17 protein-coding genes are annotated in these 26,926 nt (G+C 41.9%); 8 read left to right on the top strand and 9 right to left on the bottom strand.

Going from position 1 to position 26,926, the window contains the following annotated elements:
• The first annotated feature begins 108 nt into the window (after positions 1-108).
• From B2X72_RS15135 to B2X72_RS15115, 5 genes are all read left to right on the top strand, one after another.
• Entirely contained in the window at positions 109-2,139 is a 2,031-nt protein-coding gene (locus B2X72_RS15135) for a TonB-dependent receptor (RefSeq protein WP_286850374.1), read from the top strand.
• Positions 2,140-2,150: 11 nt separating this feature from the next.
• The gene (locus tag B2X72_RS15130; RefSeq protein WP_286850371.1) at positions 2,151-3,734 is read left to right on the top strand and encodes a SusD/RagB family nutrient-binding outer membrane lipoprotein; all 1,584 of its coding nucleotides are present in this window, start codon (positions 2,151-2,153) and stop codon (positions 3,732-3,734) included.
• Between the two features lie 74 nt (positions 3,735-3,808).
• Positions 3,809-5,245 carry an alpha-L-fucosidase gene (locus B2X72_RS15125; protein ID WP_145328863.1) on the top strand — a complete coding sequence of 479 codons (1,437 nt, stop codon included), beginning with the start codon at positions 3,809-3,811 and terminating at the stop codon, positions 5,243-5,245.
• A 161-nt stretch (positions 5,246-5,406) separates the two neighbouring features.
• The gene (locus tag B2X72_RS15120) at positions 5,407-6,441 is read left to right on the top strand and encodes a sialidase family protein (RefSeq protein ID WP_220801650.1); all 1,035 of its coding nucleotides are present in this window, start codon (positions 5,407-5,409) and stop codon (positions 6,439-6,441) included.
• Positions 6,442-6,497: 56 nt separating this feature from the next.
• Positions 6,498-6,908: a hypothetical protein gene (locus B2X72_RS15115; RefSeq protein ID WP_145328865.1), complete on the top strand. Its 411-nt coding sequence runs from the start codon at positions 6,498-6,500 to the stop codon at positions 6,906-6,908.
• Here the strand turns inward: B2X72_RS15115 and B2X72_RS15110 are convergent, their stop codons facing one another.
• The 8 genes from B2X72_RS15110 to B2X72_RS15075 form a co-directional block, all read right to left on the bottom strand.
• Positions 6,909-9,272: a glycoside hydrolase family 3 N-terminal domain-containing protein gene (locus tag B2X72_RS15110; protein WP_182983310.1), complete on the bottom strand. Its 2,364-nt coding sequence runs from the start codon at positions 9,270-9,272 to the stop codon at positions 6,909-6,911.
• 411 nt (positions 9,273-9,683) lie between these two features.
• Complete coding sequence (locus B2X72_RS15105; RefSeq protein ID WP_145328867.1) at positions 9,684-10,178, bottom strand: hypothetical protein; 495 nt, start codon at positions 10,176-10,178, stop codon at positions 9,684-9,686.
• Positions 10,179-10,271: 93 nt separating this feature from the next.
• On the bottom strand, positions 10,272-11,120 hold the full coding sequence (locus tag B2X72_RS15100; protein WP_145328869.1) for a glycerophosphodiester phosphodiesterase family protein: 849 nt from the start codon (positions 11,118-11,120) through the stop codon (positions 10,272-10,274).
• A 157-nt stretch (positions 11,121-11,277) separates the two neighbouring features.
• Positions 11,278-12,471 carry a purple acid phosphatase family protein gene (locus tag B2X72_RS15095; RefSeq protein ID WP_145328872.1) on the bottom strand — a complete coding sequence of 398 codons (1,194 nt, stop codon included), beginning with the start codon at positions 12,469-12,471 and terminating at the stop codon, positions 11,278-11,280.
• Between the two features lie 65 nt (positions 12,472-12,536).
• Positions 12,537-14,189, bottom strand: a complete 1,653-nt coding sequence (locus B2X72_RS15090; protein WP_075991022.1) for a SusD/RagB family nutrient-binding outer membrane lipoprotein — start codon at positions 14,187-14,189, stop codon at positions 12,537-12,539.
• Between the two features lie 12 nt (positions 14,190-14,201).
• Positions 14,202-17,855: a SusC/RagA family TonB-linked outer membrane protein gene (locus B2X72_RS15085; protein WP_286850363.1), complete on the bottom strand. Its 3,654-nt coding sequence runs from the start codon at positions 17,853-17,855 to the stop codon at positions 14,202-14,204.
• Positions 17,856-17,971: 116 nt separating this feature from the next.
• Positions 17,972-18,961 carry a FecR family protein gene (locus B2X72_RS15080; RefSeq protein WP_158638904.1) on the bottom strand — a complete coding sequence of 330 codons (990 nt, stop codon included), beginning with the start codon at positions 18,959-18,961 and terminating at the stop codon, positions 17,972-17,974.
• A gap of 63 nt (positions 18,962-19,024) precedes the next feature.
• On the bottom strand, positions 19,025-19,645 hold the full coding sequence (locus B2X72_RS15075; RefSeq protein WP_070563451.1) for an RNA polymerase sigma factor: 621 nt from the start codon (positions 19,643-19,645) through the stop codon (positions 19,025-19,027).
• A 469-nt stretch (positions 19,646-20,114) separates the two neighbouring features.
• On the opposite strand from B2X72_RS15075, the gene B2X72_RS15070 reads away from it, so the two are divergent.
• Positions 20,115-22,505, top strand: coding sequence for a TonB-dependent receptor (locus tag B2X72_RS15070; RefSeq protein ID WP_286850336.1), 2,391 nt, complete (start codon positions 20,115-20,117; stop codon positions 22,503-22,505).
• Positions 22,506-22,648: 143 nt separating this feature from the next.
• Here the strand turns inward: B2X72_RS15070 and B2X72_RS15065 are convergent, their stop codons facing one another.
• Entirely contained in the window at positions 22,649-23,341 is a 693-nt protein-coding gene (locus B2X72_RS15065) for an outer membrane beta-barrel protein (protein WP_286850334.1), read from the bottom strand.
• A 338-nt stretch (positions 23,342-23,679) separates the two neighbouring features.
• On the opposite strand from B2X72_RS15065, the gene B2X72_RS15060 reads away from it, so the two are divergent.
• The gene (locus tag B2X72_RS15060) at positions 23,680-25,608 is read left to right on the top strand and encodes a heparinase II/III domain-containing protein (RefSeq protein ID WP_286850333.1); all 1,929 of its coding nucleotides are present in this window, start codon (positions 23,680-23,682) and stop codon (positions 25,606-25,608) included.
• A 44-nt stretch (positions 25,609-25,652) separates the two neighbouring features.
• On the top strand, positions 25,653-26,909 hold the full coding sequence (locus B2X72_RS15055; RefSeq protein WP_145328886.1) for a glycoside hydrolase family 88 protein: 1,257 nt from the start codon (positions 25,653-25,655) through the stop codon (positions 26,907-26,909).
• Positions 26,910-26,926 lie beyond the last annotated feature (17 nt).

Genomic DNA, 26,926 nt, shown 5'->3' with positions numbered 1-26,926 from the left:
TGAAAAAAGCTATGCCTGTACAACAGAAATCCAATCCTAAAATTTATTTAGGACAGATGTGATAACAGACCATTTCTTACGGATCGTTTAATAAATAATTTTACCGGGATGATTTCGACTTTCGACAATCCCGATTGGTATCTAAACAAATATAAAACTAGTTTAGGTTATAAATATGTGACCGGAACAAATCAAAGTTTGACACCATCTGAAAATTTAATATATAATGGTTACAAAACGGATGTATTAGATTTTATCTGGAACTCAAAAGCGAGACAATATGATGAGTATTCCAATCGCGTGTTGGGTTCGGTAACCAATACTTGGCAAGTGACAAGCGATTTCTCTTTGAGAGCACGATTCTCCGCAGATATGACCTCACTCCGTACCGAAGATAAACAACCAAATGAAAAGCCGCTAGCTTATGAAAATACAGGGTATTTTGGTTTAGGCCAACAAAATGCCAATATTTATTATGCAGATTTCTTGGCTTCTTATAGCAAACAGATCAATCAAGACATCAAAGTTGGTGCTATGCTCGGTTATACTGCGACTAAGAGTCAGGATACCTATGTACAACGAGAAACTGCGGGTGGACTAAGTGTTCGAAATTGGTATGATATCAATGCTTCTGTGAACACAATTGGTGGAAATTCCAAATATAATTACCGCAGAAATCAATTGAGAGATGCGCTATTCGGAACCTTGAACTTTAACTATAAAAACTACTGGTTTGTTGAGGGAACATTGCGAAGAGAAATTATCTCTACAATGCATCCAGACAACAATGTTACTTTCTATCCTTCCGTAAACTCAAGCTTAGTTTTGTCAGAAGCTTTCCATTTACCTGAAATATTCAGTTACGCTAAATTAAGGGGATCATTTGGTATTGTGGGTAACTATCCACAGATCTACCAGAGTCCACTAAGTTATACACAGAACACCATGGGCGTACAAACTCAGGGTGGACAAGCTGTAATTTATACGAATGTACCGACAAGTGCCTTTGGAAATGAAAAGATTAAATCTGAGCGCAAAAAAGAGTATGAATTCGGTTTAGAAACAAGATTACTAAATAATCGTTTAGGTTTTGATATCACCTACTATAACGGCTTAATTCAAGACCAAATTCTGAATTATACCTTACCGATCTCTATGGGTTCAAGTTCAATCGTGGCCAATGTAGGAACATTACGCAATAAGGGCTGGGAATTTGGAATCACGGGTACACCGATCCAAAATGAGAACTTTAAATGGAATACAGTATTAAACTTCTCGATGAACAAAAATATTGTAGAAGAGTTACCTGGGGGCGTTTCCGAGCTTTTGCATAAAGATTATGATGGTTCAGCAGCACAATTGGTATCAAAGGTAGGTCAACCAATGGGCGATATCATGATACACCCATTAGCTACTGATGCAAATGGTAACAAAATTGTCCAAGATAACGGTTTATACCAATTGGATGCCAACACTTGGATCAAAGCAGGAAATGCAATGCCTAAAGCCGTAGGTGGTTTAACAAATACATTTACGTATAAAAATTTCACGTTGGATGCCTTGCTTGATTTTCGCTGGGGTGGCCATGTTATGCCAACAGGTATAAACTGGATGATCAGTAGAGGTCTCTTAGAGGAAAGCTTAAACAACATGGATACAGAGCATGGTGGACTTAGCTATTACATTGCCAATGGAAAAGGGATCGCAACATCCGGAAGTACAGGTCCGAATGGGGAGACTGTTTATCACGATGGTATGTTAATGAGCGGCGTTAAAGCCGATGGATCACAAAATGATAACATTATTTCACAAGCCGTATACTACAATAACACTTACAATTGGGGTGGACCACAATATTCTAACTCACGTTACGAATTATATGTACAAAAGAATAATTATATTAAGATGCGTGAGCTTTCAATAGCCTATCGTCTACCAAAATCAGTTGCACAGAAATTAAGGGCTAAAAATCTTCAAATCTCCGCATTTGGACGTAATTTATTCTTTATCTACAGAAGTATAAAGGATCTAGATCCTGAACAAATGACTGGTGGTTCAAACTGGATTGATCAAGTTTCAAATGCAGGAACAAGTCCGGCAACAAGAACATATGGTTTAATGCTACGTGCTAGCTTCTAATAATTAAAGACATGAAAAATTACATATTATATATGGGGCTGTGTGCAGCCACACTAGCTTTCACAAATTCTTGCAGCAAAAGTTCATTTGATGAAAACTATCGTGATCCAGGAAAAGTTACGGAGACGACCGTTGAAAAACAGTTTGCCGGTATGATTTACAGTTACAGACAACTTATTGTTCCTGAATACAGAAACTTATTTGTTACGCTTAGACCAACCATATTTAGATATCTACATATCACTGGTTGGATTAACGAGACAAATCAACTATTGCCTGGAGCTGCTGGTATAGAAGACCGTTGGTCAAGATTTTACGAAGGCCTTGCTCAGTATAGAGAGCTAGAAACTATTTATAATAAATCTGCCGATGTTGAGAAAAAAGAAAATAGGATTTACTATTTAACTGCAAAAGTTCTTTTCTATGATGAAACACAACAAACTGTAGATCTTCATGGCGCTATTCCTTGGTCTAAGGCAGGTATGTTGAGTACGAACAATAGTGATTATCAAAATTCGTATCCGGCCTATGACCAACCCGAGGACATCTATGCGGCAATGATGACTGATTTAAAAAGTATCAGCGCTGAATTAAATTCAATTACAGTAAGTAGTGCCACCGCCAACAAATTTAAGACGCAAGATATAATCAATAATGGTGATATCGCATTGTGGAAAAAATATTGTAACTCACTTAGGCTAAGAATACTAACCCGAGTTTCAGCGAGCTCAAAGTTTGCCACACAAGCAAATCAGGAAATTGCAGAAATTGTTAATAATCAAGCTACTAATCCACTGATTTTAACGAACGCAGAAAATGCGCAACTGGATATTTATAACCTTGATGACAACAGTATTCAAACAAAAAATATCCGAGATGCGTTTGAGGCAAGTGGTTGGTATGCTAATCTAGGAAGCAAAAAAATGATTGATCATATGCTAGAGAAGGTCGATCCAAGATTGCCGTTCATGTTTGAACCAGGCGAAAAAGCTGCGGGGAAATATATTGGGCTAGATCAAAGTAAAGTAAGTGCCGATCAAACTGCTTTAGCTACAGGAGGAACATTGGCGATCTACAACCGCTCAACATATTCTAGAAATCAATTTTTTCCAGGTATATTATTTTCAGCAACTGAAACAAATTTACTGCTGGCAGAGTACTACAATAAAGCTGGAAATGCATCGGCTGCAAAAACAGCATTTGAAAACAGTATTAAGGAATCTATTGATTTATATCGCATTATTAGAAGCAGATCCAACGACAATACCGTTGTTGCGCCCGCTGCTCCAACGACTGAAGCGATCACTACCTATATAAATAATGTAAACTGGGCAGGCGCATCTAATAAACTTGAACTAATTGCGACGCAAAAATGGATACATTTTAATGTTTTGCAAACTGTACAAGCTTGGTCTGAGCAACGTCGTTTGGATCTGCCTAAGTTTGATTTTGTTGTTCAAAACGCTGACATTCAAAAGACAGTACCAGTAAAATTTAACTTACCTCCTTCAGAAAGCGTGTATAATTCAGCAAATTATAATGCTGTAAAAGCGCAAGACAACGTCAACACCAAACTTTTCTGGGACGTTAATTAAGGTATACACTACATCTATCTACAAGAAGGCCACCTAAGGTGGCCTTCTTTTTATCATTTTCATTATCTTTATCCATGCAAAAATTAAAAACCATTATATCCACTGCGCTGATCGCTTCAAGCGCAACACTAGCGTTTGGCCAGGCACATAACGTATCTAATGGCTATCAAAAACCGACAGATCCCTTAGTGATTGAAAATCTCGAACAATGGCAAGATATGAAGTTTGGTCTTTTCATGCACTGGGGTACCTATAGTCAATGGGGAATCGTTGAAAGCTGGAGTATCTGTCCTGAAGATGAAGGCTGGACCCAACGCAAACCCGAACATGGTAAAACTTATTTTGAATACCTCAAGAACTACGAAAATCTACAGACCACCTTTAATCCTACGGATTTCAATCCACAAAAATGGGCCGATGCCGCAAAAGCTGCCGGCATGAAATATGTCGTCTTTACAACAAAACATCACGATGGATTTGCCATGTTCGATACCAAAGAATCGGATTATAAAATTACATCCTCCAAAACGCCATTTTCCACAAACCCAAAGGCAAATGTGACCAAAGAAATCTTCAATACCTTCCGCAATGACGGTTTTAAAATTGGGGCTTATTTCTCCAAACCGGACTGGCACTCCGATTACTACTGGTGGTCATACTTTCCGCCAAAAGACAGAAATGTAAATTATGACCCTAAAAAATATCCGGATCGTTGGCAAAAATTCAAAGACTTTACCTACAATCAAATCAACGAGCTGACCTCAGCATATGGCAAAGTCGACATTCTTTGGTTGGATGGTGGTCAGGTGCGCCCCTTAGAAACCGTTGACAAATCTGTTGACTGGCAACAGACAATCAAAATGGATCAGAATATTGACATGGACCGCATTGGGGGCATGGCAAGGAAAAATCAACCCGGCATTATCGTTGTCGACCGTACAGTACCTGGAAACTGGGAAAATTATGTCACACCTGAACAAGCGATTCCTGAACATCCCTTGGATATTCCATGGGAAAGTTGTATCACCATGGGAAATTCGTTCAGCTATGTGCCCAACGACCAATACAAACCGACCAAAAAGATTGTTGAAACATTGGTAAAAATTATTTCCCGCGGTGGAAACTACCTATTGAACATCGCCCCTGGCCCAACAGGAGATTATGACCAGGCAGCATACGATCGCTTGAACGAACTGGCAGCCTGGATGAAAATCAATCAAACTGCAGTGTTTGCAACACGTACGATTGCTCCATATCACCAAGGTGACTATTACTACACTAGAAGCAAAGACAGTAAAGTGGTCAATGTATTCCATCTTTCTGAAGGTGATACTTACCAGCAGCCAAACGAATACGTCTTTCAAGTACCTGATAATTTTAGCGTAAAGAAAATCGCTATTTTGGGTCATAAAGGTAAATTAGACTGGTCTCAACGTGGTAACCAAATTACCTTAAGAAGCCCTAGTACACGATTTAGTTATGCGACTGCAATTCAATTGCAAAGCAAATAATATAAAATTCCGTTGGATATAATCCAACGGAATTTTATCATTTAACAAGGTCATTGTTTACCGATCACCGCCTGAACATCTCAATATTCCCAAAGCCTCTGCTCAGGAATAAGAAAATAAGTCATCAACAAACTATGGGGTTTTTAGAACCTTAAATTCCAATGAAAAAAATCAACCTATTTCCACTATTTATCCTTCTTTTTCTCTCCTCATGTGCAACGTATAAACCTCAGATCCTGGTATCAGAGCAAATTTTTAAAACAGGCCAGGTTCCATTCCAACAATGCCATGCTTCCACGATTCAAGTCATCGGAAAAGACAGTTTATTGGCAGCCTGGTTTGGTGGTACACATGAATCTAACCCCGATGTTGTCATATGGAGTTCACTGTATAGCCATGGACAATGGCAGCGTCCTGTACAGATTGCAGACGGTATCCTTGGTGACAACCGCTTTCCAACATGGAATCCTGTCTTCTATCAATACCCGCACAGTGACACCCTATCTTTGTATTATAAAATAGGGCCCAATCCCAGAGAATGGAAAGGCTATGTCAAACATTCACTGGATAAAGGAACGACCTGGTCTGCAGCGCAGCAGTTGCCTGAAGGTATTTTGGGGCCTATCAAGAATAAACCGCTCACCTTGACAAACGGACTGCTTCTCTCCCCTTCCAGCACGGAGTCCAAAGAAGAAATCTGGAAAGCACACCTGGAAATCAGCCGCGATCATGGCCGCTCCTGGTCCGTCAGCGCAATACGCCCCGATACCAGTATCCAGGTTATTCAGCCAAGTGTGATCCAACATACAGATGGACGCATTCAGGTGCTCTGTCGAAGTAAAGAAAATAAAGTAATGGCCGCATTCTCAGCAGATGAAGGCCTTACCTGGGGCCCCTGGCAAGCCACAAACCTGCTCAATCCCAATTCTGCCACAGACGCCATCCGTTTAAATAATGGTTTATTTATGATCGTCTTCAATCCGGCCATCGCTGGCAACGACTGGTGGGAAGGACGCACAAAACTCCATGTCGCCATATCAAAGGATGGCTTACAGTGGAAAGATGTCCTAACCCTTGAAGATGGGGTAAAGAACGATGAATATTCTTATCCGACAATTATTCAGGACACAAACGGTCTTATCCACATCACCTATACCTGGAATAGGAAAAGTATCAAGCATATTGTGCTCAAATAAGAATGATAGTTGTAACAAAAATGGCAGTAACTTCGTTGTATGCTAAAAACCAAGTTATGAGATCAATATCAAAATTATTAACATTATTAGCATATATCGTATCCGTAGGTTGCTCAAAGGAAACTGCTAATCACAACCTCTATCTCGAGGGAACCTATTCAGGAAAATTTATAGTCAGCTATAAAAATCAGGACCAAACTTTCACTGGAGACGTAACTGTACGGTTTAAAGCGGACAGTTTCTTTTGTACAGCAAACAAAAATAGATTTCCTGCAGGTGGCTCAGGAACATATGAGATTAATGGCGACCAAATTATTTTCAAAGATAAAAATGTATGGACCGCCGACTTCGATTGGGCTTTAATATTGAACCACAATTACACCTATTTAGTGAATGGAAACGATCTAACTTTAACAAAAGCTCCCCATCAACATAATAGCTATATCTATAAATTAACGAAGGATTAATTAATAATCCTTCGTTAATTCCAATTCTCCCTTCAACCGGATATCATCGGAAGATGCGCCGACCAAAAGTTTAAACCTGCCTTTTTCCGTCTTCCATTCGTTACCTGCATTCCAAAGTTTGAGGTCCTCCTTGGTCAATTGAAAAGAATAACGTTCTTTCTTTCCTGCGGCAATGTTTTTACGCTCAAACCGCTTCAACTGCATAACAGGTGTCACCACCGAACTTACTTCATCCACAACATACAACTGAGCGACTTCATCGCCCGCCAATTTGCCCTGGTTTACCACGTCGAACGACACTGTACATACAAAATCATTGCCATTCTCCTTCAGCGAGACCTGTAAATTGGAGTAATCAAAACTACTGTAGCTCAACCCATAACCAAAAGCATACAATGGTTTGGCCGACATTTCCACATAATCGTGATGTTTAGGTTTTGTATGGTTGTAATGTACAGGAAGCTGGCCGACCGAACGAGGTACCGAAATCGGTAATCTTCCAGCCGGATTATAGTCACCGAACAATACATCGGCAATAGCCAAGCCGCCTTCTTGTCCCGGATACCAGGCATTCACGATCGCAGGCACATGTTCAGCTGCCCAATTTAAGTTCAATGGTCTCCCCATAATCGTAACAAGTACAACTGGTTTTCCCGTCGCCTGTATCGCTTTCAGCAACTTGATCTGATCGCCCATCATATCCAAAGAAACGCGATCAAATCCTTCTCCGCTCTCCATATCACTTACCGTATTGGGATCCACATTGGCTGCTCCAGTTGCTTGATACGACGTTTTAAAATCACGTGCACTCGAACCACCCAGGACTAAAACCACCGCATCGGCCTGCTTTGCAGCTGCGACGGCGGCAGCGATATCGGAATTGCTTGTATCACGGATTGCACAACCTTTCACATAATCAACCTTGGTACTGTTACCAACTGCCGCCCGTATTCCGGTCAAGAGGGTCTGAACTTTCCCCTCAGCTTGTGGAGCAGTATAATCGCCCAGCTGATTATAGGCATTGTGGGCATTCGGTCCTATAACGGCTATTCGTTTCAACGATTTACTTAAGGGTAAGATATGCTGATCGTTTTTAAGCAAAACAATCGACTCGCGGGCCACCTGTCTTGCTACCGTTTTATTTTGTGCCGTAGCGACTTTTTGCGCTACCAACTTTTCATCCACATAGGGATGATCAAAAAGCCCCAAATTGAACTTCATTCGCAGTACACGGGCTACTGCTGTATCAAGAACAGCAGGTTCAACGAGCCCCTGTTGGACAGCCTTAAGCAGATTTGAACCATAACCAGTCCCGCTTAGATCGACATCCAATCCGGCATGTATACTTTGTGAAGCCGCTTCTTCTGCAGTCGCTGCTGTTGCATGCCCTCCATTGAGCCCTGATATACTCAGTAGATCCGATACAACAAACCCCGTAAATCCCCAGTCTTTACGTAGAATGTCTTTTAGCAACCAGGGGTTGGCAGAACAAGGAATACCATCAATGCTATTATATGCTGTCATTACCGACCCAGCTCCCGATTTTACAGCACGCTCAAAAGGCGGCAGAAAATACTGTCTCAGGCTTCGTTCTCCAACCGATACGGACTCACCATTGTGACCGCCATCTGGAGCGGCATAGGCTACAAAATGCTTTAAAGTTCCTATTATTTTATCGCGCTCACCTAGCTTCTCACCCTGAAAACCACGGATCATTGCAGTTCCCATCTGACCGATCAGATAGGGATCCTCCCCATAGGTCTCTTCAGTGCGCGACCAACGTGGATCTCGTGCCAAATCTAATACAGGACCATAGCCGTTTTTACCACCCACAGCATAAGTCTCCATGGCGATTGTTGATGCCATATCCTGAATCAACTGTGGGTTCCATGTACTCGCCTGTCCGATCGCGGTAGGGAACACTGTTGCACCAATCGCCATATGTCCATGTGGCGCCTCCTCAGACAACAACAATGGAATCCCTAGTCGAGTACTATCCACCATATAACGTTGGATCGCATTTGTAGCGCGCGCAGCTTCCACAGGGCTCAGGCCATTCAGTAAGGTTTTCTGTGTCCAAGGATCTGCACGTAAGGTTGCCCATAACAATCCGATATGCTGTTCTTTTACTGCCTTTCGCAATTTATTGCTGATTGTAACCTGCTTTCCGTTTTTGCTATACATTTCCCAGCCCAGCAATTTGCTCAATTGCCCGACTTTCTCTTCCACAGTCATTCTTCCCAATAGATCACTTACCCGTTTTTCAATTGGTAATGTACTATTCTTATAGGGCAATTGCTGGGCTTGAAGTTGTGGGCAGAGCAATGTCGCCATTGCCGCCATAAGTAATATACGGACTTTCATAAGTGGATTATTATTTATCTAGTTTTCTTCATTAATCGGATCCGGTTTTATTATTTCACATTATCTATGCAACCGGTTTCCAAACCACTAAATTAACGATTTAGCCTAAATAATCAAGTTAAATTTTGATTCCTAATTCTTTTAATAATCATAGGGCGGCAGCATCGGTTTGAACAGCGTTCATCTAAACAACCTAACACAGGCTTTACTTTATGTATTGAAGTAGAGGAGAGCAAATGGCAAATATCCACGAAATTCATTCTTGCACGTTGGGCAACAACAAAACAGTTAGACAAAGAAAAAACTAATGTGAAAGATTCAATTGCAATTTCATCAAAACAGAATTGAACAAAAAAATAAAGACAGCAAGCCGTCTTTATTTTGAATGTTAAAGGAAATATACTACTTATCTTATTTTGTTGCAGCCGTTCGCTTACCTTGAAAATAGTATTCAATTGGAGCTGCGTATGCTAGAGGATTATTATTGCGCGAAATTAATATGAGCTGATCACCATCAAGCTGTACCTCATAACTTTGGTATGGGCTACTGTCGGCAAACTTGATACTTTTCTTCTCTTTATCATAGGCAAATGCGCGATGCTGTCCTTCAGCAAAAATCAAACTTTCAAATGTCAACTTATCATCCCCACATAGTTCTTTACCACGATTGACAGTGAACTTATTCGCTGATTCAGCAAATGTAAATGTATACACATTATCCTTTTCACAATCTTTCGGTTTGTGCTTCAATTGCTCGTTTGTCGTCCCTTTCGCAGACACGATGGGGCTCCATTCAAAACTTTCCAGCTGTTTTTGAACATCCATAGGTACAGTCATTTCATTTTCCTTACTACAGCTCGTCAGTAAAAAGAGGATTGCAAAACTCCCTGTAAATAATTTATTCATTACGGTTTCCATTAGTTATATCTTGAGAACGATCGTTCTAACAATATCGCTACAATAAAATCAAGCATTTTTAATTAAACAGATAAAAATAGACTAAGATCCGGAAAGCACTTCGCGCCACAAATTAGGATGATCTGTTTGAATAAGACGTACAAAAGGATATTTCTCCAAAAAAGATCGATAAGCTTTCTTTCCCTCCTGTTCTGCTTTGTCGTCATATTCCCCCAAACTATTCATCCAAAAATAAATGCCCTGTTGGCGCAATGCATTAAGTTTTTCGGCATCAATAAATGATTCATCAAGATGGACAATTGAGGTTAATTTCATCTTTAGTATGGCCTCTAGATCCTTCATATTACGTGCCCTCGGAAAAAGCGTGATCGCTGGATTGAGTTTGTAAATCTTGAGCATGTCTTTATAATCATAGAGAAAAAATAGTACCTGGTCTTCCATCCCCTCCTGTTCAACAAGCGCATAGGTTTTCTTAATAAACTCTTTGCGATCTTCTTTAAAATCGAGATCAACAAGGATTTTTCCCTTTGCAACGCGCAAAGCTTCCGATAGCGTTGGTATAACATGATCCGAGCCTTCACCATTAGCCTTTTTGCGTAAGTGAAGCTGTTGAAGCTCGGCATAGGTTTGTTTGGCGACCTCTCCTTGCCCGGTTGTCGTCCGATTGACTGTTTTATCGTGCATCAATACAAGTACACCATCTTTGGTGGCCCGCACATCGACCTCTACCACGGAAGCCCCCTGCCGAATGGCTTCTTCGATAGCAGCAATTGAGTTTTCAGGTTGCTCCAGATGAGCTCCCCGGTGTGCGGCAATGTGTAAACTTTTTTGCTCTAACTTTTTTATTAAATCGATCGACTGAGCATATAAGTGGGTCGTAGAACTTACTATTATACCCAACAGAATAGTAGAAAATAAAATCTTTTTCATTGCTGTATAGTTATTTTTTTGCAATCTCTTTTTGTTATACCTTAAAAACCGGCGATCTCGCTGCAGTTACATCTCAATCGCGTCATGGAGTGAATCCCGCAATTATATTGACGGAAAGTAATCCGGTTTGAATGGATTACCTTCCGTCTATGACGTTCTACTTTTTCGACAACTCGAATGAATCAAACAACTGCCCATTCAGCTTGTAGCTTGAAAAATACAATTTATTTTCGGTCAGCTTGATCACCTGATACAATTGCGTCTGTGACGTTGCAACTTCCATCCAGCGTTCAGAATCAGATTCATACATCTTAGGCCCCGCTACAGACAGGAGATAGACAGGTCGCTTTTTACCCAGCCCGCCACGAGCGTAGGTATGATCGTGGCCCTGAAGGACCAAATCGACACCATATTTCTCGAAAATAGGTTTGAAACGTTCTCTCAAGATGGTATTGTCACGATTTTTTGCCGTAGAGTATACGGGATGGTGCATGACAACAATATTCCATTTTTTTGGTGATGAAGACAACACTTTCTCCAACCACTTTTCCTGTATCGTTGCTGCAGTAGAGTCGAGCATAATCAATTGAGAATTTAGGGAGATCATACGTAGATCCTGGTAATCGAGGTAGTAAACAGCATCTTGTATACCCTCAGGGCCATTCCTTGGCAAGTTGAATTGTGCTTTCCAATGCGGGTCAAGTACAAGCTTCCCAAGCGAGTCGCGACGGTACTCGTGATTACCCGGTGTTGGAACAGCAGGGATCATCTGATGAATAAATCCTGCGGCCTCATGCCATTCTGCCCACTCCTCGTCTGCATTCGAACGATTGATCAGATCGCCCGCGTGAACAATAAAGCGTGCATTCGCTTCCTGCTGGAAAGCACGCCGAATGGCACGTGCCCAGCGTGAACGTAAGTCGTTCTGTGCATCACCCAAATAGATAAATGAAAACGCGCCTGAACGCTCCGCAGTCCTAAATTGGTTCCAGGCACTCCAATTGCTGCCATCTCCAACGCGATAGGCATAAACTGTACCGGGTTTCAGGTCACGGAAGGTTACCTGTCCATAAGCATCCTCTTGCTGTCCTCGCTCGAGCGGTAGCGCTGTTCCATTTATTGTGATCGCGTTTTTTTCAAGTTCTGGATTGCTCTGTTCTTCAGCAATCTGACCAATTATTTTGGTCCTATCCGCATTGATCCGCCAAGAAACAGACTGCGTACTGCTGGGCTCATCGGACCAGGTCAACGTAATCCGATCAGGTTGTTTGTCTTTATTATCCGTCTGGCTTTTCCCTTCCAATAAAGTGCAGCACAGTACTACAGCAAGAAGAATATGTTTGATTTTCATTGTGATATTGATTTTATAAGCGATTTGATTACTCTATTTAATAACTTTTAATTGATGATTACGAATTACCAGGGTTTGTTTGTTCCTTGCAATAACCAAGGTTTTGACCAAGCGCTATTTTCATTATCCGCTTGTGAATAAGCGGTCTTTTCAATACGTTTCAAGGCCTCCTCGGCATTTTTTTGATTCACACTCATTTCGGTTTGCATATAAGGTACACGAACAGGAAGCTGTGTACGAATGGCTGCGGGGCCGGCCTTTAAAGCGGGGTACCCTGTGCGACGATAATCAAACCAGGACTGTGCGGCAGTTGACCAACTGGCGATCCATTTTTGTTCAATGATCTGCACTTGCGTATTTTCAAACGCCACACCTTTCTGACGGATATAGTTGGAATAGTCTGCGCCCTTTCCCCAGCTTGCCAACGATTCCTGTATAGCACGCTCATAATAGGTCTTGGCTGACTCAGGCAGCCCCCATCCTTTCCAGGCTGCTTCAGCCAAAATAAAATTAACTTCGGCAGCAGAAAGCAAGCGTGCTTTTAACAAACTTCCCTTCGCCGAACGATAGCTATCATTCAGGTAAGAAACATGCGGATTGATCGAGGTCTGCCCCGGTGTTGGATTGAGGTTGTAGGCCGAAGGGTTTTTAGATACACTTGGCGGCAGTCCAACATACTCTTTATCGGTATCCACCGGAACACCTTTGACGACATCTGGCGATACAATCCGAACACCATTAACGATCTTATCTGTACCTGCGGGCTCGTTGCTGCGGATCTCAATGGGTATGTCTACCTTTCTTGCCCAAACCGCCAAACGAGGGTCGCCAAGTTCCTGTAGCCGGTCGACCAGTGTTGCACACATTTTCATTCGTCTAAAATTACTTCCACTGGCATCATACACTGTATTTGACGGCCAGGAGTCATTTGCATTATTTCCAACAAAATCCATCAATACATCATCAGTAGTACTCGTAATAATTGGAAATTTATCGGGATTGGCAACAATACTTTCAATCCCCTGTTTGGCAAAGTCAGCAGACTTTGCTGAAATGCGCATATAATACCGTAATGCCAAAGAATTGGCAAAACGACGCCATTTGGAAGCCTTTCCGCCAAAGTAAACATCCGCATTCGCCAGCACCTCATAAGAACCATCGGGGCGGGATAGAAGTTCATTGGCTTGTTTCAACTCGTCGATAATTCCCTTATAGATTATTTCCTGACTATCGTATTTCGGAAAATTATATACAGCATCTCCCAGTTCCGCTTTTAAGGCATCGGTATAAGGAGCGTCTCCCCAGAGATCAGTCACCAATCCGAATAAGTAAGCGCGCATCACCAGCGAAACTCCCTTATGGAAATCTAGCCCCAATTTCTCCGCACGTTTACGCATAAGCTCATTGTCACGTAGAAAACCATAATAGGCATCCCAGCTCAGAATCCCTCCTGTCCATTCGTAGTCATTATGTGAATTGAACCATGCATCAAATTGGGTGTGCTGCATAACTCCGCCAAGATCTGAGAAACTCAATTCGTTGTATTTTTTCGCTGTTCCTGTCAATATCGTCGGCAATAACAGATTGGGGTTGGCATCTTCCTCACTTACACCGTTCGGATTGATATTAAGTTCGGTCAGATCTTTACAAGCTGAAATATTCCATACCATCCCAAGGCCTACTGCAGCCATGATGAATCTCTTCAACTGATTTTTCATTTATGTCGTATATTAAAATGTCACATTTACTTTAAATCCAATAGGCATTGACCAAGGGGTAACGTTGTAGCGCTCAATCCCCTGTTTAAATCCAACGCCAGTTTCTGGCTGGAAGGCCATTTCCGGATCTATACCTACTTTCGCTTTGGTCCATAAGATCAGGTTACGGGTATAGACTCCCACACTGCCATTCTCTATTCCGAGACGTTTCAGCCATTTTCCTGATAAATCGTAGCTAAAGGACAGTTCCCGAAGCTTGATAAAAGAAGCATCAAATGTCGCTGCATTCATAAAATCCCAAGGGTAATTGTCTGAATAAGCGATATATTTTGTTCCTTCACCACCAAGATTCTCTGTATAACCTGTGATATTACCTTTATCATCATATTGTGCGATAACACCTGGATTAAACACCCCAAAATTGCCAACAAGACCACCCACACTGATCGGATAACCACCATACTCTTCGCCTGGTCCTCCAACAATGGGATACCTATTGCCTTGCACGCGAACAAGATTGTTATCGACCAAATAATTGCGTAGCGTTTCGCCTGTCATCCCATTGGGGTTGATCATCTGATCAAGAAAACGCTGCGTGGTTAGGTTCGATTCGAAATAGCGATAGGTCTGCGACATAAATTTCCCTCCAAAACGCATATCTGCGGCAATATTCATTGTCCATTTTTTATAGCGAAGACTTGACTGTAGGCCCATCGTGAAATCGGGATTAAAATTTCCGATTTTGTTGCGACTATTATTGATCCGTACAGCCTGCCAAGAACCATTTTTATTGAGAATAGGAAAACCATAATACGGCGACGATTGATCCTCCACGGTCACTAACTTGGAATCGTACAGATCCCCGATCTCTTCCCCGACATAGGTACGTGCCCCACCCCGACCGTCGGTCCAAAAGGTATAGAACTCTACACCATCAGAAAGCTCATCGATACGGGTACGATTGCGATGCCAGTTGACACCAACGTCCCAGGACCAATTTTCCTTGGCAATAGGTCGCCCGGAAACAGCAAGTTCAATACCGCGGCTGCTTAACAGTCCGGCGTTGATATTTTTCGAATTGAAACCACTTGATCCGGGAAGTGTTGTTGAAATAATTTGGTTTTTGTTCTCCAGCTTATAATAGGTTCCTTCAAACTTCAGTCGATTATTCCACATGCCTAGATCCAAGCCAAATTCGTAAGATGTGGCAATTTCGGGCTTCAGATTAGGAACCAAGAGTGATCCCGAACGTGTTAGCCGCAATACGTCGCCCCAGCTACCGGGATTACTCAGTACATTGGAAAGATTATAGGGATAAGTATCATTTCCTACACGTGCAATACCCGCTCTCAGTTTTGCCAAATTGATCGTTTTAGGCAGAGAAAACACCTGGTTAGCTAGCACACTTAGGGATGCCGAAGGATAGAAATAGGACCGATTGTTCACTGGTAAGGTGCTGGACCAGTCATTGCGCCCAGTCACATCTAAATAAACCATATCCCTGTAACTTAGATTGATCAGTCCGTAAACACTGTTTATGGCTCTTTCAGAAATTGTACTGTAGAAATCCAAATTTAATGGACTGATATTGGCCAATGTGTAGAGTCCCGGCGTGATTAATCCAGCGCCATTCTTTGAGGTATTTTGCACGGATTTACCACGATTATACCGCAAATTTCCACCCAGTGATCCTGTGATCTGAAAGTCGCTCATCTTCTTTGTATATGCCGTCAGAAAGTCGATATTCTGTTCCATATTCATCAGATTAACAATCCCATAAGCACCTCTGGGTTCGTTCGTATAACTGTAAGGGATTTTTGTTTCCCTATTTTCCCAATAAATATCCGTTGCGTACCGTATCATGGCCGTCCAATCTTTTTTGATGGTCCAATCTAACCGTAAGTTTCCAAAGACGCGGTCTCTTGTAAAAGCATTATTCACTCCATAAGCAAGGAAATACGGGTTATTGTGGTTGCCAATAGACTGTGAACGCTGTTGGATCTGCTCCTGCCCTGGCAACCAATAATCCTGCAATTCCAGAATATTGATGTGAGGTGCAACTTCATAGGCCGCTTGCATCGGATTGGTTCCCCGATTTCCTGCAGGTCTATTGCTGGAGTTATTTCTGCTGGCATCTAGCGAAAGCCCCAATGTCAAACTATTGCGAAGGCGCATGGTCGAATTGATATTCAAGGTGTTTCTGAACAGATCCGAATTGGGGATAATACCCTTATTGGCCATATTGGAATACGAGAAACGATAGTCCAATTTTTCGCTTCTGTTGCTCAGGGAAATCCCATTGGTACTTGTGACCCCAGTCTGGACAAAGTTTTTAATGTTATTTGGGTACGCTTTTAGTTCCGTAGGAATGGGCTTACCGTTCTCGTCAAGCGGACTATTCCATTGGACAGCTTTATACCCCTTATCCAGTGCAGGGCCTACCATAACACTAGACTCCTCCTCAATAACTAAATTGCCGGGCAGGTCGCCTGGTCGCCATGGCAAGGTACCGCTTGCAAATTTGTTATGCAATTCAATAAATTTATACGGGATATCAAATACTGTGTTACTAGTCACAGCAATGGTCATCTTCTCCGCATTCTTACCACTTTTGGTTGTGATCAGCACTACACCATTACCTGCACGTGAGCCGTAAAGCGCAGCTGCACTTGGCCCCTTCAAGATAGAAATATTTTCAATATCTTCGGGATTGATATTGGCAATTGCATTACCATAATCCACTTTGTTGTCGTCACCGATCTGACCAACATTATTTAAACTATTCATCAAGGGCACTCCATCTACGACAAATAGCGGCTGGTTGTCTGTACTTAGCGATGATGCCCCCCGAATCACCATATTCACGCTGGAACCGGTGGGTCCTGTAGAACTAATCGAAACCCCGGGTACTCTACCTGCCATACCAACCAGAAAGTTATCATTATTGACCCGATTGATATCCTCGCCCTTAATTTTACCGACAGCATAACCGAGGGAACGATCCTGCCGTTTGATGCCCAATGCAGTCACGACCACTTCATCCAATTCGTTGTCATCTTCGTTTAAGACCACCTGACGTATACCTGCTGTGCTGGCATCGAGCTTGAGATCGTTCAACTCTTTTTTTTCATATCCAACATGGCTTATCAGTACATCATATACGCCGGCAGCTAGTCGAATAGTCACTTCACCTTTGGCATTTGACAAGGCGCTCTGTCCAGTCAGTGGAATATGCACGGAAGCTCCCCCAATAGGTTGTTTTGTACGATCGACAAGCTGCAATTTCAAGTCATAAGATTCCTGTTTACCCGTATTTTTTACAAGGACAATACCCCCTGACACTCTTTTTGACTTAATGTTGGTCCCGTTCAGGATATAGGCAAGGACTTCCTCGAAGCTCGCATTCTGGAATTTTTTTTCGGCAATTAAAATCCGATCTAATTGGAGCATACTCCGATCGTAGCCGATCGCTTGACCTGTTTGTTTTGACAACTGCAGTACCGCCTGCGCGGCGTTACCACTAGACAAATGAATATTGATATTATCCCAGTAAGTGCGATTGATCTTTTCCAATCCCTCAGCATGGCTATTGGTTACAGCACAAGAGACCATAGCGCAGATGGCAAGCTTTGTCGCAAGGTCGGTAAGCTTAATTATTTTATACATATATTTGTATGAATGTTTTAAACATGAATATTCAGGTGCTCACTGGTCGATTTAGCGGTTTGCCAGATGAGCACTTTTCTTGGGCAGATAAATTATGCTGTTCTACCCCCTACAGCTTATTTGTATAAGATTATTTCATTTTTCTCCCTCCTAAATTTGATTTGATGAATATTGCAAACGATATTCAGCACCTGGTCTAATGACTGTACATGTGGTATCATAAGCGAATAATTGAATGGATCTGTATTCAGATTTTCGGTAAGCAACACAACACCGAAGCGGTTATAGATTATTTCTTTCAGTTCCTTGAAGCTGATGTTATTCAATTGCATACCGCCTTGTGTCCAAAGGCTGATGTAAGCTGGATCGCTATCGAAAGTTTTAAAATCATTTTTAACTACGCTATACCGGACGGCCTTACCTGCTGTAAGGATATGGTTTGCTCCATTTTTTGCATTTAGAACACTCACCCGCCCAGTTTTAACTTCGACCGTCACATGTTTAGTAGACATCGAATTGTTGACGTTGAATGATGTTCCTAGGACTGCAACAGAAACGCTGCCTGTTTCTATCTCAAATGGGTGTAAAGTATCCCGTCTGACCCGAAAGAATGCTTCCCCTCGATCTAAAAAGAATTTTCTATTTGATGCAAAATTCTTACGATCGTAGCGGATACGTGTATTTCCGTTTAAAAAAATAGATGTGCCATCAGGTAACTGAATTTCTTTCAATTCGCCCGCATTCGTAACCGTTTCCGTCAGTAATGCGACCGCTTCTGTCCGCTTCCGAGAAAGCGACATCGGGTTGTGCTGTAAAAATAGCAGACTGATGCCTCCTAGGACCAAAATAGCCGCTGCTGCTGAAAGCCAAGAGAATTTTCTGACCGGTATGTTGGCCACCTTCTTTGCCCTCGCAGGTGCTTCAGCTATTCCTACACGAATAAATAATTCTTGTTTGATTTTTTCCCGATGATTTGCATCGCTAAAGGGATTAATATCATCGTTTGAAATAGACTCGTACCAGTCGTCAACATGACCTTTTTCCTCCTCAGTCAATTTTCCTCCGAGATAATCTGTTATGATAAGTTTAAAGCGTTCTAAATTCACCTGCATTAATTTTTATACTAATACAGATCAAAACGGGCAAAGTACTTTAATTAAATATGTTCTTTATATTAAATAATCATAAAGGAGATAGCTTCCTGCGAGCAATAAAAATACAGAATCGTGGTCCGCAAACCTTCTTGTCAATTCGTACCGCATAATCTTTTTGGCCTCTGACAGGTAGTTCTTAACGGTCTGTTCAGCCAGATTGAGTTCCTTGGCAATTTGTGTTATTGAATAATTGTCAGAACGCATTAAGTAGACTGCTTTCATCAATCTAGGTAATTTGTCTATCGAATCATCCACAATAGCCTCCAGCGCCTTATACCTGGCAAAGGCCTGGCTATCCAAATTGGAAAAAGCGTCCATACGTTCCATTGATTTCTCCAAGACCTGTTTTCGTACACGCTCCGAGGCGTAGTAATTCAGTATTTTGTTTTTGAGGGCTTTGTGGAAATAGAATTTTATATCGGAGTATTCAGTACTCACGAGCGATCGTTTTTCCCAGATATGGATGAATACTTCCTGCACAAGATCCTTAGCCTGATCCTCTTCCCGAAGATGACGAAAAGCGACGGTGTATAGATCCTCCCAATACCGCTCAAAGAAATGGGCAAAGGCAATGGGGTCACCTTCTTTAAAACGCAACACATAGTGGCTATCTACATTGGCTTCGGTAGTTTTCACCTAACAAAGATAGGTTCGTCAGATTATCAAAATGTTAATTTTTCGGGAAGCTTTTATTTGAATACGCTCTATTATTTGAATGAACTGCGCTACTCAAATGAACTGCGCCATTTGAATACACTCCGCTTAGTCTTTGTAAAAAACCATCCCAGGAATTGTTAATAAACATGTTAACTTTCTAGTATAGAGCAGATCTTTTGTTAAAAACGTAGCGGACGTCCTATTTTTTTACAATTAGGCATTTAGGACAAAAACAGTTCAGCTAAAATGTTAACAACAATGTTAATTAACTTGTAATCAGCAACCTTTATGTTAATAACTACTTATCAGTAAAACCTATAAAATTTCATGTAATGACATGTGAATTTAAGTTGAATCATACATATTCGCGGCGTGAAAAACAAAAAATTAGGTAAAAGCTAAGGGTAAATTGAAAGTCGGCTGTCATAAAGATAAAAACTAATCTTTTATGAAACTATCGCCAATCTTACTTATTGGATTATCGCTTCAAGCAGGGTTTACATTCGCCCAGCAACCAGCAGCGCCAAAGCAAAAAAATCAGGTTGTGACCGAAACTGTCAAAGGAACCGTGATAGATAAAAATACCAGATTACCGCTTACAGGTGCCACAATTGTCATTTCATCCAGTGATGGAACAAAGTCTGTAAGTACAGACGCACAGGGCATATTTCGGCTGCAGCAAGTTCCGGTTGGGCGTCAACAGCTTCAAGTTCGCATGGCAGGATATAAACCAGAAGAATTTACAGAATTACTGATCACCAGTGGACGGGAGAATATGGTCAATGTGGAAATGGAGCCACAAATAAATGCATTAACTGAAGCTGTCGTCTATGCCAATGCCGGAAAACAACCGCTCAACCAGATGGCAATGACGAGTGGACGCTCTTTTTCGCCGGAAGAGACCAACCGCTATGCTGGCGCCTTTTTTGATCCCGCCCGTATGGCACAGAGTTTTCCAGGTGTTGCTGCCGGCGGCGATGACAATGAAATTATTGTTCGCGGAAATTCTCCCAAAAGCTTGCAATGGCGGCTTGAAGGTATCGAAATTGTAAATCCCAATCATTTTGGAGCCGAAGGCGCTGCAGGCGGCGGAATCAGTATGCTCAATACCATGGTATTGGGAAAATCTGATTTCTATACTGGTGGACTTGCCGCGGAATACAGCAATGCAACAGCGGGTGTTTTTGATCTTAGGTTCCGTAAAGGTAATACCGACAAACGCGAATACACATTCAACGTCGGAGTACTGGGCGTAGGAGCAACGTTAGAAGGGCCTTTCAAAAAAGGAAGTGACGCTTCCTATTTGATTAGTTACCGCTATTCTTCATTGAGTCTACTGGAAAAAGTAGGTGTAAAAGTTTCAGACACTGGCGTCCCAAAATATCAGGACCTTTCTTTTAATTTTGTATTTCCCACAAAAAAAGCCGGAACCTTTTCCTTATTCGGTATAGGCGGTTTGGGGAAACTTCAACAAACTGCCGAGCGTAATTACGAAAAATGGGACGAACGAACAGACGCCCAAGATCTAAACTTAAAGTTCAACGCGGGGAGTGCTGGACTAAAACATCAATACATTGCAAACGACAGATTATATTTCACCAATATTGTTTCCATGTCCCTTAGCCGTAATTCCAATAGCACTGATACATTAACACGGGACTATGTTTCCAGCCTCTATCACAAGGACAAATTTACGAATACGGCTCTTCGCTATGCGGGTACGCTAAACTATCGCGCCAACAGTAAAAACACGATTAGAGCGGGCTTAAATGCAAGTTTATTACACTATGACCTCTATGCGCTGTCCTACGACACCGAGCTAGCAGCATTGAAAGAGCGGATTAATGAGACTGGGAATACAAGTACTTATGATGCTTTTGCACAGTTAAAAACAGTTTTGAACGACAAACTAACGCTAAATACAGGAGTACATGCAAATTACTTCGCCTTGAGCAAGAGCTGGTCTATCGAGCCAAGGCTTGGCCTAAACTGGCGTGTAGCCGCAGATCAAACGATATCTTTTGGGACTGGTCTATATAACCGACTGGAGCCCTTGGTCTACTATTTTGCTAAAAGTAGCGATCAAACAAGCCTAGAGCCAAACAAGCCTCTTTCGCCAACGAAATCTGCTCAGGCTGTTATTGGCTATGAAAAGAACCTAAGCAGAACACTCCGGTTTAAGACAGAACTCTATTATCAGCATCTTTATGATGTCCCAGTATCTACAGATTCCGACATCAACTTCTCCTTACTCAATGTATCGGATATTGCAGCTATTGGTACATCAAACTACCGTCAGCTTATCAATAAAGGAACCGGCAAAAATTACGGCATTGAGCTGACGCTTGAGAAGTCGTTAAGTAAGGGGTATTACTTCATGGCAACGACCTCCTTCTTTGATTCTAAATTCAAAGCACGCAATGGCAAAGAATACAACACCACATTCAATACGCGTTATGTAGGAAATTTATTGATGGGGAAAGAATGGACCGTGGGAAAGAGTAAGAATAATCTGTTCGGTCTTAATGCCAAATTAATTTATGCCGGAGGAAGAAAGTACTCTCCTGTTCTGGAAGAAGAATCGCTTCGTTTAGACGAAGAAGTTATTGATCAAGATCGCATCAATACCCTGACTGCCGATCCCTACGTACGTGTTGATTTCTCATCGAGCTATCGGGTTAACCGCAAAAAAGTAAGCCATCTTTTTATTTTGGATATTCAGAATCTCCTTAATAGAGAAAACACTGTGGGTATGCACTACAATTTCAGCAAACGTATCATTGAACCTCAAAAATGGACTGGTATCATTCCGACCATTAACTACCGGATTGAATTCTAATGCCCAATAGTAGCAAGTACAACGGAAAGATTTATTTCCAATCGTTTGTCTCCAGACACGAGGCGCTGAAGACAAACGATTGGATTAATGAGACAAGCTCATGCTTCCAACAATACGCTTATTTATTCACTGTTTTTAAGTTACTAAAACCGATAGCCAACTGAAATACCCAAGGAGCGATTACGTATAGCATTCCCGGATTTATAATCCCCCCATTTGGATTCTAAATTGGCAATTCCTTTCTGAAATTCTATGCCGACAAGATAATGTTCCCTAAAAAGATAGTTCACTTTTGCACGAGCGCCATAATCAAAAGGTCTCCCAAGTGTATAATCCCCATACTCACCTTCACTCGAATCATTTTTGAACTTGATATCTCCCTTGTTATCAATTGCAATATCGTCTAGGTAAACAGATTCTGAAGTTTTCCATTTCCCACCCAATCCATAACCGATATAAGGGCCTATACCGACCTCCAACTTACCTGCACCGATCGTAGCATTAAAAACAACATCGATAGGCATTTCGATATAAGACGTATTCGCTTTAAAATCTTTGCCCCAGCCTATAAAACTCCCATCTTTTCGTTTAAAGCCCCGTTTAGCAAATACAAATGCCGGTTCTAAAGAGAAATGCTCACTGAGGCGTAATGTGGGACCGAGTCCCAAATACAGGCCTCCAACCGCGGCCGTGTTGGCCTTATCGCCCGCTTTATTTTTAGCATCCACATTTGAAAAGGCGACTCCGGCTTTTACATTCCATTTTGTCTGCGCATAGCCTGCATATGCTCCAAATGACAGACACAACAATAACGCGGTTTTTTTGATATTCATCATACGAAAAGAAATAGGTTTACATAATTTCCTTATTAAACGACAATCGCTTACAGACGCTACACTGACCTTTGAATTATTGATCCAAATACTACAGCAGGCATACCTTTCTAAACAGATATTAACCAAAAATCTTTCGGTTTTTAGGCAGGCTGTTACGAAAACGATTGCGAGAAAACGTCCTTATTGTTCTCTATCAATACTGTAAATTCACTTCACAGAAAATTCATTTTTCAGACCAATTAAATCTAAAAGCCTATGATCAAGATCAAGAACACATCCGTTTCGACGAATCGTTGGATGTATCCGGCATTACTACCACAAAATCAAGATTGGTAATTATGAGAATTTACTTAATCCTACTATTTTTCCTTAGCAGTTTTTCTTTCCAAAGACTGCTAGGGAAAGATCTGAACCTGCTAACAGGAGCATTTAAACAAGAGAACCTGAAAGCCAGCCTAGGCAATGACAAATCTTGGGTTCCCTACCCGGCTTATTCCGACCGTTTAGCCTGGGATAAGCTGATGGCTCCCTTTAAAGAGCGTATTATAAAAAAGGGAAACGAGGCCCTGAACTACCAGTGGCAGGTCGTCAAAGCAACCGACTACCTTGAATATGAGCGTTCAGGCAACCGCAGCATAATGGAAAAGCCAATGAACGAAAATTGTACTGCGCTGACCAACCTACTGTTGGCGGAGCTTGCAGAAGGACAGGGGCGCTTTGTTGACCAAATCCTAAACGGCAGTTGGCAATTGACGGAAATGGCAACATGGTCTCTCTCGGCACACCTTGGGGCCTTTCAGTCCAGCAAGCGATCATTGCCGCAAGAGCGCACACAAGTAGTCGATCTGATGGCCGGTGATGTAGGCTCGCTCCTCTCCTGGGTTCATTATTTCTTCCGCGATACATTCAATACGATAAACCCCGAAATCAGTACCCGTCTAAAACAACAGATCCAACAACGCATTATACAGCCCTATTTGGATCGTAACGACATGTGGTGGCAGGCATTTGAACTCAAGGAAGGACAGTTGGTCAATAACTGGAATCCATGGTGTAACTTTAATGTTCTTACGGCCTTGCTTTTGGTTGAGGACAATCCCGATATACAACTGGCGGGAATTTATAAGACAATGTCTTCTGTGGATCGCTTTATCAATTATGTCAAAACAGACGGTGCCTGCGAAGAGGGTCCCTCCTATTGGGGCCATGCTGCGGGCAAACTGTACGATTATTTAAAAATACTTTCGCTGGCCACCAAGGGCAAGATCAATATTTTTGATAAACCTGTAATTCGCGATATGGGCGAGTACATTGCACAATCCTATATTGGCGGAGATAAATGGGTAGTTAATTTTGCCGACGCTTCGGCAAAAGGGGGCGGCGACCCACTATTGATCTACCGTTATGGACAGGATGTCAATAGTAGCGAGATGATGCAATTTGCCCGATATATGGAAAATACCGGCGACAAAACTGCAAATTTCAAACCTTCAAGGGATATTTTTCGCGCCTTCGAAGACCTGAGATGCTATCCACAACTAGAGCGTGTTACCGCTGCGCTCCCTCAAAATAATGCGAAGTGGTATCCGGAAACACAATTTATATATCTCAAAAAGGGTCCGTTTTTCTTTGCCGCCAAAGGTGGTTTCAATAATGAAAGTCACAACCATAACGATGTCGGGAGTTTTATCTTATACAAAGATCAACAACCACTGTTCATTGATGCCGGTGTCGGCACCTATACCAAAAAGACCTTTAGCGATGACAGATACAGTATCTGGACGATGCAGAGTGCTTACCATAATGTTCCGATGATCAATGGAGCAGACCAATCTTTTGGAAAGGAATATAAAGCTGAAAATGTAGCATTTCTGCCTGCACAAAATAGATTCCAACTTGATATTGGAAAAGCATATCCGAAGTCGGCGAATGTTGAACACTGGAATAGAAGTTACACCCTCGTACAAAACGGGCTGGACATTCAGGATGAGTTTAAAATCACAGGTCCTAAGCAGGCCAATATTATCCATTTTCTGGTTGCTCAGGAACCAAAAATTGGCAAAGGGGAAATCCGCCTCAATAATGGGCACGCAACCCTACACTTTGATGCCGGACAGTTCACAGCGAGCTACGATGTCATTCCTCAAGATGACCCACGTTTGAGTCAGGTATGGGGTAAGGAACTCTATCGCATCAAACTCACCGCTAAAAGCATCAAATCCGCTGGAAAATATACCTTTACGATTCGCCAAGAGGCTATAAAATAAAAAGAATCAGATTATTATGTAACTTACTAAGAATATAAGCCGTTATGAAAAAAAGAAAACCTGGTCTAAAAGCACTTTTTGTGATCACATCCAGTCTGATTGCACTGAGTTTTACAGATCAAAAACCAAGCTTTATTGACACAAGTTTTAGAGCTGCAGAAAAACAATATCAATTTTTAGAACAAGCAGCAGAAAAGCAGCACAAATTTCCACGCACATTGAGTCCTGCAGGAAAACTGGTAGGGACAGACGAATGGGATTGGACCGGCGGTTTCTTTCCAGGGTCACTATGGTATATCTACAACCATACCCATAATAAAGAGACCGAAGCTGCGGCGATCAAATGGACAGAGGCGCTTGAAAAAGCCAAAGACCTTGATCAACATCATGATATTGGTTTTGTGATGTATTGTTCCTATGGCAATGCCATTAAATACCTTAAAGATCCCAAAAAGGTTGCCGCTTACAAGGATATCCTCATCCACTCGGCCAATACTGCGCTTAAACGTTATAATCCGCAGGTGGGCGTCATCAAATCATGGAACGAGAAGAAGTCTTGGGACGGCAAGACCCTATGGAAATATCCAGTCATTATCGACAACATGATGAACCTGGAAATGCTGTGTTATGTGTCCGACTTGACTGGAGATACCAAATATAAGGATGTGGCCATCAGTCATGCCACCCAAACCATGAAAAACCATTTTCGTAAAGACCACAGTACTTACCATGTTGTCGATTACGATGGTAATGGCCATGCTATCCACCAACAAACGAACCAAGGCTATGCCGACAATTCAACCTGGGCACGCGGTCAAGCCTGGGCTATTTATGGATTTACCATGATGTACCGGGAGACCAAAAAACCAGAATTTCTTAAAACGGCAAAAGCGGCGGCAAAGTTTTACATGACCCATCCGAATCTTCCAAAAAATAAAATTCCGTATTGGGATTTTAATGCCGGAAAGCCGGGGTATAAATCGGATGCTGATTTTTCTTCCTTGAAATTAAATTTTGTGCCGCGCGATGCCTCAGCTGCAGCCATTGTTGCTTCTGCACTGATTGAACTCTCAACAATGACCACTGGCACCGAAAGCAAATCCTACTTGACATTTGCTCAGGAAAGCCTGCAAACACTATCAGGAGCCACCTATTTTGCTAAATATGCAAGCAATGGCGGTTTCTTATTGCAGCATAGTGTGGGTAGCTTACCCCATCATTCGGAAATCGATGTTCCGCTGACCTATGCAGATTATTATTATCTGGAAGGTTTGACACGGTTGGAGCAGCTCAAAAAATAAAAATACAAAGGGGAGAT

Origin of the sequence: Sphingobacterium sp. UBA7253, from assembly GCF_002472745.1 — a bacterium.
Lineage (GTDB): Bacteria > Bacteroidota > Bacteroidia > Sphingobacteriales > Sphingobacteriaceae > Sphingobacterium > Sphingobacterium siyangense.
This window is presented reverse-complemented; position numbering and strand designations above follow the sequence as displayed.

Bases quoted from the DNA above. Each gene is read 5' to 3' on its own strand.
- B2X72_RS15130 (WP_286850371.1), top strand. From the start codon at position 2,151: ATGAAAAATTACATATTATATATGGGGCTGTGTGCAGCCACACTAGCT.
- B2X72_RS15100 (WP_145328869.1), bottom strand. From the start codon at position 11,120: ATGAAAAAGATTTTATTTTCTACTATTCTGTTGGGTATAATAGTAAGT.
- B2X72_RS15110 (WP_182983310.1), bottom strand. From the start codon at position 9,272: ATGAAAGTCCGTATATTACTTATGGCGGCAATGGCGACATTGCTCTGC.
- B2X72_RS15105 (WP_145328867.1), bottom strand. From the start codon at position 10,178: ATGAATAAATTATTTACAGGGAGTTTTGCAATCCTCTTTTTACTGACG.
- B2X72_RS15120 (WP_220801650.1), top strand. From the start codon at position 5,407: ATGAAAAAAATCAACCTATTTCCACTATTTATCCTTCTTTTTCTCTCC.
- B2X72_RS15115 (WP_145328865.1), top strand. From the start codon at position 6,498: ATGAGATCAATATCAAAATTATTAACATTATTAGCATATATCGTATCC.
- B2X72_RS15135 (WP_286850374.1), top strand. From the start codon at position 109: ATGATTTCGACTTTCGACAATCCCGATTGGTATCTAAACAAATATAAA.
- B2X72_RS15085 (WP_286850363.1), bottom strand. From the start codon at position 17,855: ATGTATAAAATAATTAAGCTTACCGACCTTGCGACAAAGCTTGCCATC.
- B2X72_RS15065 (WP_286850334.1), bottom strand. From the start codon at position 23,341: ATGATGAATATCAAAAAAACCGCGTTATTGTTGTGTCTGTCATTTGGA.
- B2X72_RS15090 (WP_075991022.1), bottom strand. From the start codon at position 14,189: ATGAAAAATCAGTTGAAGAGATTCATCATGGCTGCAGTAGGCCTTGGG.
- B2X72_RS15125 (WP_145328863.1), top strand. From the start codon at position 3,809: ATGCAAAAATTAAAAACCATTATATCCACTGCGCTGATCGCTTCAAGC.
- B2X72_RS15055 (WP_145328886.1), top strand. From the start codon at position 25,653: ATGAAAAAAAGAAAACCTGGTCTAAAAGCACTTTTTGTGATCACATCC.
- B2X72_RS15095 (WP_145328872.1), bottom strand. From the start codon at position 12,471: ATGAAAATCAAACATATTCTTCTTGCTGTAGTACTGTGCTGCACTTTA.
- B2X72_RS15060 (WP_286850333.1), top strand. From the start codon at position 23,680: ATGAGAATTTACTTAATCCTACTATTTTTCCTTAGCAGTTTTTCTTTC.
- B2X72_RS15070 (WP_286850336.1), top strand. From the start codon at position 20,115: ATGAAACTATCGCCAATCTTACTTATTGGATTATCGCTTCAAGCAGGG.